A 7987-nucleotide genomic window follows, 5' to 3' on the forward strand; every position below is an offset into this window, starting at 1 on the left:
CAGCGGGCCGACGGCCAGGTCCGCGGCGGTATAGGCGGCGGCGACGCCAGGCGCCTGCCGGGCGGCGGCCACGTCGATGCCGGTGATCCGGGCGTGCGCGACCGGGCTGCGCACCACGAACGCGTGCAGCGTCCCCGGCGGCGTCACGTCGTCCAGGAACCGGCCGGCGCCGGTGAGCAGCGCCGGGTCCTCCCGCCGCGCGATCGCCCGCCCGATCAGGCCGCTCACCGCCGCTCCCGTCCCGTCCCGCTCGCGTCCCGGTATTCGTCATCAGAACGATCCGGGCCGGCTGCCCCGGCGCCGGCTCGCTCGACCGCGCGGGTGAGCGCCCGCCGGGTCAGCACCTGCGCCAGGTGCAGCCGGAACGGGCCGCTGGCGTGCTGGTCGGCCAGCGGCCGCACGCCAGTGCCCACCCGCGCGGCGGCCGCCGCGACGGCAGCGGGGGTGGGCTGGGCAGACGCGAGGGATCGTTCGGTATCGAGGGCGCGAAATGCCCGTCCGGCGACGCCCGTGACCGCGACCCGAGCCGACGTGATGACCCCATTGCCCGTGGTCACGACCGCGCAGACGCCGGCCAGCGGCAGGTGGCTGGCGGGCTGCTCGAACTTCTCGTACGCCTGCCCCGGCGGGGCGGCGGGCACGGTGATCGCGGTGAGGACCTCGCCGGGGGCCAGGCCGGTGGCGAAGACGCCCTGCAGGAAGTCGTCGAGGACGGCGGTGCGGGTGCCGTTTCGCGAGGCCAGCGTGACGGTGGCGGTCAGCGCGAGCAGGACGGCGGGCAGGTCAGCGGCCGGGTCGCCGTGCGCGACGCAGCCGCCGATCGTGCCCCTGGCCCGGACCTGCTGGTCGGCGAGCACGGCGAGCGCGTCGGCCAGCGCGGGAAACGCCGCCGTGACGCGCGGGTCGTGCTGCAGCGCGCGGTACGTGGTCACCGCTTTGATCGTCGTGGTGCCTGCGCCATCGCATGTGATGCCGGTGAGCTCGGGTAGCCCGCCGATGTCGATGAGGCTGTGCGGGGTGGCCAGCCGCAGCTTCATCAGCGGGAGCAGCGACTGGCCGCCCGCGAGCAGCCTGGCGTCCTCGTCGGCGGCGGCGGCGCCGGCGAGCAGGGAGAGCGCGTCCGCCAGGGAGCCCGCGCGCGCGTAGCTGAAGCCGGCGGGGAACACCTCAGGCCTCGCGCAGGCGGGCCGCGGCCGCGCGGGCGGCGGCGACGATGTTCTGGTAGCCGGTGCAGCGGCAGATGTTCCCGGCCAGGCCGACCCGGATCTCGGCGTCGGTGGGGTCGGGGTTGTCGGCGAGGAGCTGCCGGACCGCCAGCACCATGCCGGGGGTGCAGTAGCCGCACTGCAGGCCGTGCTCGGTCCAGAAGGCCTGCTGGACGGGGTGCAGCCGGCCGGCCGTCGCCAGGCCCTCGATCGTCGTGACCTCGTGGCCGCTCGCCTGCGCGGCCAGGATCGTGCACGACTTCACCGCGACGCCGTCCAGGGCGACCGTGCAGGCGCCGCACTGGCTGGTGTCGCAGCCCACGTGGGTGCCGGTCAGCCCGAGCCGGTCCCGCAGGAAGTGCACGAGCAGCGTCCTGGCCGGGACTTCGGCCGTGCGCGGGGCGCCGTTGACGGTGACCTCGACGATGACGTCCCGCGAGCCTGGCATCCGGTTACCTCCGCCTTGCCCTGCGCGAGTGCGATCGTTTGCAGCATAGTCATCGGCGGGCCGATGTCATAAAACCGATCAGGAACCTGCATAATAGCGGTCATGCGATTGTCTGCACGGGCCGACTACGCGCTGCGCGCGGCCATCGAGCTCGCGGCCGCGCCGGCCGGCCATGTCACGGCGGAGCAGCTTGCGCAGGCACAGAACATCCCTGGCAAGTTCCTCGAGACGATCCTGACGCACCTGCGCAGGAGCGGGCTTGTCCGCAGCCAGCGCGGCCCGGACGGCGGCTTCTGGCTCGCCAGGCCCGCCAGCGAGATCTCGCTCGCCGACATCATCCGGGCGATCGACGGCCAGTTGCTCGGCGTGCGCGGCGAGCGGCCGGAGAACGTCAGCTACCCAGGCGCGGCCGAGCCGCTGCAGCGGGTGTGGATCGCGCTGCGCGCGAACGAGCGGGCGGTCCTTGAGACCGTCACGCTGGCCGACATCGTCTCGGGGAAGCTGCCTGTAGCGATTCAGCTGCTCACCGACAGCCCGCGCGCCTGGGTGTAGGCGGTTCCCGGCCTGGTCAGACCGGCACCATGTCGGTGACGTCCCCGACCGACCCCATCCCGTCGAGGCCGTCGTCTACCGGCGCGCCGACTCGGGGCACCTCGACAGGGACGCGCAGGCCAGGCTCGCGCGGGACACCGAGCGCGGGCTCGTTCTGCAGTTCTGAGAACGCGAAGTTGTCCGACACCTCGCGGAACACCTGCGAAAGCGGCGTGTCAAGAGCGGCGCAGATGGCGGCGAGCAGTTCGGAGGACGCTTCCTTCCGGCCGCGCTCCACCTCGGAAAGGTAACCGAGTGACACCCGCGCGGATGCCGACACCTCGCGCAGCGTGCGACCCTGCCTGATGCGAAGTCGACGAAGCACGTCGCCGAGCAATTGACGAAGCAGCACCATCGTCGCACTCCCTTCCTGAGGCACAGCCGCTTCCCGGGCTCCTGCCGAGGGTCCCTGGCCGCGACCGCCGCTATGTCCACGGTACCTTTTCGCACGGTTCGCAGGCGAGACCACCGCCCCCGGTGTTCGCTTCTGACGTAACGCTGTAATCATGGACACTCTTCCCTAAGCCTCCCTCAGCCTGCCGAGCAGCAGGCCAAGCGCGCGCTCTACTGCCAGTCTACGTACCTCGTCCCGGTTTCCTGCCAGTGCCATCGTGCGCACCACCGTGTCGTCGGCAAGGCTTACCGCGATGTGCAGCGTCCCCTGCGGCCATCCGTCCGTGGGCCCGGGGCCCGCCACGCCGGTCGTCGCCACCCCGACCGTCGCGCCGAGCAGCTTGCGCACCCCGTCGGCCATCGCCGCCGCGACGGGGGCGTAGACCGGGCCGTGTTCGGCGAGCATCCGGGCGTCGACCCCGAGGATCTGCGCCTTGAGCTCGGTCGCGTAGGCCACCACGCCGCCGCGGAAGGCGGCCGACGAGCCGGGTATGTCGGTCAGCGCCGCGGCGACAAGCCCGCCGGTCAGCGACTCGGCGGCGGCCACCGTCTGGCCGGCCGCTGTCAGCAGGCGGAGGATCTCCGTGGCCAGCTCGCGCGCGTTCGGTCCGGCCACGCCCTCTGCCATGCGGTCCTCCGAGTTCTCGCGCGCCTCCGCGGTTCAGGTCGGGCCCCGGCACAGGCGCACCGCACGTACCACATAGTCGGCACCCGTCACCAGCGTTACCACGACGGCAGCCGCCATGACAACCTCCTTCACGAGGCCGGGCGGGCTGAGCGACGGGGGCAGCACGTACAGGCAGATCGCGGCGATCTGGAGCAGCGTCTTCAGCTTGCCGCCAGGACTGGCGGCGATGACCCCGCGCCTGATCACGGCGAAACGCAGCACGGTCACGCCGACCTCGCGGACCAGGATCAGCGCGGTGACCCAGCCGGGCAGCTCGCCGAGCGCGCTCAGCGTGATCAGCGCGGCGCCGGTGAGCGCCTTGTCCGCGATCGGGTCCGCGATCTTGCCGAAGTCGGTGACCAGGCCCCGGCTGCGCGCCAGGCGGCCGTCGGCGAAGTCGGTCACCGACGCGACGACGAACACCGCGAGCGCGGCCAGCCGCCAGCCGGCGCCGCCCGCAAGCAGGCACGCCACGAACACCGGGACGAGCAGGATGCGCGCGATCGTCAGCACGTTGGCCACGTTGAGGAAGGGTGGCGACGCAGTTTCCCCCGGGGGACGACCCCCCGGCGCCCCCCCGAATGGGGGGGCTCCCCGCCCCCCCATCCCCGCCTGGCCCCCCTGGCCCCCCTGGCTCACGCGCGCGCGACCAGGTCGGCTCCCGCCGACTCGACCACGCGGGCCGTCACGAGGTCGCCCGCGGCCAGCGGCCGGTCGGCGAGCAGCGTCGTCGAACCGTCCACGTCCGGGGCCTGGTGGGGGGCGCGGCCCTCGAACCGCCCGTCGCCGAGCACCTCCTCGACAAGCACCTCGACCGTTTCGCCGACCCGGTCGGCGGCGCGCTGCGCCATGACCTCGTCGGCGATGTCGGCGAACTCGGCGACCCGCCTGGCGATCTCGTCCTCATCGACCTTGCCGCCGAAGCCGGCCGCCTCCGTGCGGTCCTCGTCGGAGTAGCCGAATATCCCGATCGCGTCCAGCCGGGCGCTGCCCAGGAACAGCTCAAGCTCGCGCAGGTCGGCCGCGGTCTCGCCGGGGAACCCGACGATGAAGTTGGACCGGATGCCAGCCTCCGGGCAGGCCTGCCGGACGCGGTCGACCAGTTCGCCGAACCGCGCCCGGTCGCCGAACCGGCGCATCGCGCGCAGCACGGGGCCGCTGGCGTGCTGGAACGACAGGTCGAAGTAGGGCACCACGCCCGGGGTGGATGTCAGCGCGCCGATCAGGCCGGGCCTGACCTCCGCGGGCTGCAGGTAGCTGACCCGCACCCACGCGATGCCCGCCACCGCCGCCAGCTCAGGCAGCACGGTCTCGAGCAGCCGCAGGTCGCCCAGGTCCTTGCCGTAGGACGTCGAGTTCTCGCTCACGAGCAGCAGCTCACGGACGCCCTGCGTGGCCAGCCACCCGGCTTCGGCAAGCAGTTCGGGCGGGCGCCGGGAAACGAAAGCGCCGCGGAACGCCGGGATCGCGCAGAACGAGCACCTGCGGTCGCAGCCTGAGGCGATCTTCAGCGGCGCGGTCACGCCGCCGGACAGCCGTCGCCTGATTACCCGCGGTCCCGACGCCGGCGCGACGCCTGGCGGCAGGTCGGTAAGGTCTGTGCGGTCCGCGTCGGCGCCGGCCCGGCCGCCGGGAGACAGCGAACCTAGCTGGCGCTCCACCGGGCTGACCGGCAGCAGCGCGCGCCTGTCCCTGGCGACGTGCGCGGGGCGCCGTTTGCCCGCCAGCACGTCGTCCAGCCTGGCGGCGATGTCGGCGTAATCGTCGAAGCTGAGCACCTGCGCCTCGGGAAGCTCGACGGCGAGCTCGGCTCCGTAGCGCTCGGCAAGGCAGCCCACGGCGGCCACCTTGGCACCGGAGTCCGCGGCGGCGAGCAGTTCCTCGATGGACTCCTGCTTAGCTGCCTGGATGAACCCGCAGGTGTTGACGAGGACGACGGCGGCGTCCTCTCCCTCGCCACGCAGCGTCCAGCCGCCTGCCGACAGGCGCGCGGCGAGCTCTTCTGAGTCGACCTCGTTGCGCGCGCAGCCGAGGGTGATCAGGCTGACGGTACGGGAACTGGACACATCGAGAGGGTACGTGATCGCGCGGTGCCCTTGGGTCACCACGGTCGCCTGCCGGGCCGGCGCGCCGCTAGGACGCCGAGGCACTGACGGCGGTGACCGTCCCGGGCGGCCCGCCCATCGTAACCGGCGTCTTGCTCGACGGGTTGATGGCGACCGTATCGACCTGCACCGTGCTGAGCGTCTCGGTCTTCCCGTCCACGGTCAGCACGATGCCGCCCGGGTTGCCGATCACCATGCTCACCGGGTGCAGCTCCTTCCACACCATGGTGTTCCCGGCGAGGATCGTGCCCTCGTAAAGCTGCTGCCCGCTGGCGTTCGTCAGCGCTACCCAGCAATCCTCGATCGCGACCAGCTTGATGACCGCCTCGGGACGCGCAGGCGCGTGCGTAACCGGCCTGGCGCTGGCGCTCGCGCTCGCCCTCGTGCTCGGGTGCGGCGTGGGCGCGGCCGTCGGCCGCAGCGTGTCGGTCTGCGACGCGTTGGAGTGCGAGTCGTGCGTCGACACCAGGTGGTAGGCGCCGTAGCCGATCACCGCGAGCAGCAGCACGGCAAGGGCCTTACCCCAGCCAAACCGCCTTGGCTCCCTGATCCGGATCGGGGTGGCCGGCTCGAACACCTGCGCCGCCCGCATCGCCCCCGGCGGGCCGTGCTCATCGTCGTACTCTCTGATCAGCGGGGCCGGGTCGGTGCCCACCACGCTGGCGATCGAGCGGATGTGCCCGCGAGCGTAGAAGTCGCCTCCGCATGGCGAGTAGTCACCCTGCTCGATGGCCCGGATGATCGATTCCCTGATCCGGGTCTGCTGGCTTACCTGAGTGATAGTGAGACCGGCCTGACGTCGCGCTTCCGCCAGGGTGTCACCGATGCTCACGGCGCGCCTCCAGGACATCTCGACGTAGGGACTTCCACCCCCGTGCACATACTTAGCCACCCAGAGTTACACCGGCAAGCCCGGTAGCATCGCGGCCTGGTTACGGTCGATGCTCCACGGCTGCCCGTCGGCTGCCCTAGGGCACGCCAGTTATACCCCCCGCTACCCGCCCCGCAACGACGTGAGCACTTCATCAAGGTCATCCGGCCTGATCAGCACGTCCCGTGCCTTGGAACCTTCGCTTGGCCCGACAATACCCCGGCTTTCCAGCAAGTCCATCAGCCGGCCGGCCTTTGCGAACCCCACCCGGAGCTTGCGCTGCAGCATCGATGTCGAGCCGAACTGCGTGGTGATGACGAGCTCAGCCGCCTGCAGCAGCAGATCGAGGTCGTCGCCGATATCGGAGTCGATCTCGCGAGCCTTGTCCGGCGCCACCTGGACGTCAGCCCGGTACGACGGCTCGGCCTGCTTCTTGCAATGCCCGACGATCGCGCGGATCTCGGGCTCGGAGACGTACGCGTTCTGCAGCCGGATCGGCTTGGACGCGCCCATCGGCAGGAACAGCGCGTCGCCCTGCCCCACCAGCTTCTCCGCGCCCGGCTGGTCCAGGATCACCCGCGAGTCGCCAAGCGAGGACGTCGAGAACGCCAGCCGTGACGGCACGTTCGCCTTGATCAGGCCGGTCACCACGTCCACGGACGGCCGCTGGGTGGCCAGCACCAGGTGGATGCCGGCCGCCCGCGCCAGCTGGGTGATCCGCACGACGGTGTCTTCCACGTCCCGGGGCGCCACGATCATCAGGTCGGCGAGCTCGTCCACGATCGTCACCAGGTACGGGTAGGGCTCGTAGACGCGCTCGGACCCGGGAGGCGCGGTCAGCTTGCCGGCCCGGACCGCCTTGTTGAAGTCGTCCACGTGCCGGAATCCCGAGGCGGCCAGGTCGTCGTAGCGCCGCTCCATCTCGCCGACCACCCACTCCAGCGCCTCGGCGGCCTTCTTCGGGCTGGTGATGATCGGCGTGATCAGGTGCGGGATGCCCTCGTAGATCGACAGCTCGACCCGCTTGGGGTCGATCAGGATCATCCGCACCTCGTCGGGCGTGGCGCGGGTGAGCACCGAGATGATCAGCCCGTTCAGGCACACCGACTTGCCCGACCCGGTCGCGCCGGCCACGAGCAGGTGCGGCATCTTCCCCAGGTTCGCGAGGACCGTGTTGCCCTCCACGTCCTTGCCGAGCCCGACCACCAGCGGGTGATGGTCGGCGAGCGCGGACGGCGAGCGCAGGAGGTCGCCGAGGCTGACAATCTCCTTGTCCGCGTTGGGGATCTCCACCCCGATCGCCGACTTACCCGGGATGACGGGCAAGATCCTGACATCCGCGGATTTGACCGCATAGGAAATGTTCTTCGACAGCGCGGTGACCCGCTCCACCTTGACCGCCGGGCCGAGCTCGATCTCGTACCTGGTGACCGTCGGCCCCCGGCTGAACCCGGAGACCTGCGCGTCCACGTTGAACTGCTCGAGCACCTCCTGCAACGCGGCGACCACGGCGTCGTTGGCCTTGGTCCGCAGCTTCGGCGTGGTGCCCGGGCGCAGCAGCGCGGGGGGCGGCAGCGTATAGCTGCTCCCCGCCGCCGCGCCGCTGAGCGTCAGCTGCTCGCCGGGCTTGACCGGGGTGGGCTCCGCCGTCCGGAACGCGGCGCCGGCCGCCGCCTCGGTACCAGGCGCGGCGCCCGCCGGCCCGCC

At 71.8% G+C, this 7987-nt stretch carries 10 protein-coding genes; 1 reads left to right on the forward strand and 9 read right to left on the reverse strand.

The features are described 5' to 3' along the window. From Q1N79_RS11530 to Q1N79_RS11540, 3 genes are all read right to left on the reverse strand, one after another. Positions 1-228: hypothetical protein (locus tag Q1N79_RS11530; RefSeq protein WP_300608115.1), on the reverse strand; the 228-nt coding region annotated here is incomplete at its 3' end. Then, positions 225-1166 carry an FAD binding domain-containing protein gene (locus Q1N79_RS11535; RefSeq protein WP_300608118.1) on the reverse strand — a complete coding sequence of 314 codons (942 nt, stop codon included), beginning with the start codon at positions 1164-1166 and terminating at the stop codon, positions 225-227. The genes Q1N79_RS11535 and Q1N79_RS11530, both read right to left, overlap by 4 nt. A 1-nt stretch (position 1167) precedes the next feature. Next, on the reverse strand, positions 1168-1653 hold the full coding sequence (locus Q1N79_RS11540; protein WP_300608120.1) for a (2Fe-2S)-binding protein: 486 nt from the start codon (positions 1651-1653) through the stop codon (positions 1168-1170). Positions 1654-1755: 102 nt separating this feature from the next. Between Q1N79_RS11540 and Q1N79_RS11545 the strand changes: the two genes are divergently transcribed. Next, entirely contained in the window at positions 1756-2205 is a 450-nt protein-coding gene (locus tag Q1N79_RS11545) for an Rrf2 family transcriptional regulator (RefSeq protein ID WP_300608123.1), read from the forward strand. A 16-nt stretch (positions 2206-2221) separates the two neighbouring features. Here Q1N79_RS11545 and Q1N79_RS11550 read toward each other — a convergent pair whose 3' ends face one another. The 6 genes from Q1N79_RS11550 to Q1N79_RS11575 all read right to left on the reverse strand — a co-directional run. Then, positions 2222-2599 (reverse strand): helix-turn-helix transcriptional regulator, encoded by a 378-nt coding sequence (locus Q1N79_RS11550; protein WP_300608125.1) that lies wholly within the window; start codon positions 2597-2599, stop codon positions 2222-2224. 165 nt (positions 2600-2764) lie between these two features. Continuing rightward, positions 2765-3265 carry a CinA family protein gene (locus tag Q1N79_RS11555; protein ID WP_300608128.1) on the reverse strand — a complete coding sequence of 167 codons (501 nt, stop codon included), beginning with the start codon at positions 3263-3265 and terminating at the stop codon, positions 2765-2767. 33 nt (positions 3266-3298) lie between these two features. Further along, on the reverse strand, positions 3299-3910 hold the full coding sequence (pgsA, locus tag Q1N79_RS11560) for a CDP-diacylglycerol--glycerol-3-phosphate 3-phosphatidyltransferase (protein ID WP_300608130.1): 612 nt from the start codon (positions 3908-3910) through the stop codon (positions 3299-3301). 29 nt (positions 3911-3939) lie between these two features. Continuing rightward, positions 3940-5370 (reverse strand): 30S ribosomal protein S12 methylthiotransferase RimO, encoded by a 1431-nt coding sequence (gene rimO, locus Q1N79_RS11565; protein ID WP_300608132.1) that lies wholly within the window; start codon positions 5368-5370, stop codon positions 3940-3942. A gap of 67 nt (positions 5371-5437) precedes the next feature. Then, a complete protein-coding gene (locus Q1N79_RS11570; RefSeq protein WP_300608135.1) occupies positions 5438-6241 on the reverse strand; it encodes a helix-turn-helix domain-containing protein in 804 nt (267 codons plus the stop codon). 162 nt (positions 6242-6403) lie between these two features. Beyond that, positions 6404-7987, reverse strand: a 1584-nt coding sequence (locus Q1N79_RS11575) for a DNA translocase FtsK (protein ID WP_300608137.1), incomplete at its 5' end; no start/stop codon positions are given.

This window comes from Trebonia sp. (assembly GCF_030042015.1).
Lineage (GTDB): Bacteria > Actinomycetota > Actinomycetes > Streptosporangiales > Streptosporangiaceae > Trebonia.

What these genes read in the sequence shown, in the direction of transcription:
- Q1N79_RS11540 (WP_300608120.1), bottom strand. Translation starts at nt 1,653, where the DNA reads ATGCCAGGCTCGCGGGACGTCATCGTCGAGGTCACCGTCAACGGCGCC.
- Q1N79_RS11545 (WP_300608123.1), top strand. Translation starts at nt 1,756, where the DNA reads ATGCGATTGTCTGCACGGGCCGACTACGCGCTGCGCGCGGCCATCGAG.
- Q1N79_RS11550 (WP_300608125.1), bottom strand. Translation starts at nt 2,599, where the DNA reads ATGGTGCTGCTTCGTCAATTGCTCGGCGACGTGCTTCGTCGACTTCGC.
- Q1N79_RS11555 (WP_300608128.1), bottom strand. Translation starts at nt 3,265, where the DNA reads ATGGCAGAGGGCGTGGCCGGACCGAACGCGCGCGAGCTGGCCACGGAG.
- pgsA (WP_300608130.1), bottom strand. Translation starts at nt 3,910, where the DNA reads ATGGGGGGGCGGGGAGCCCCCCCATTCGGGGGGGCGCCGGGGGGTCGT.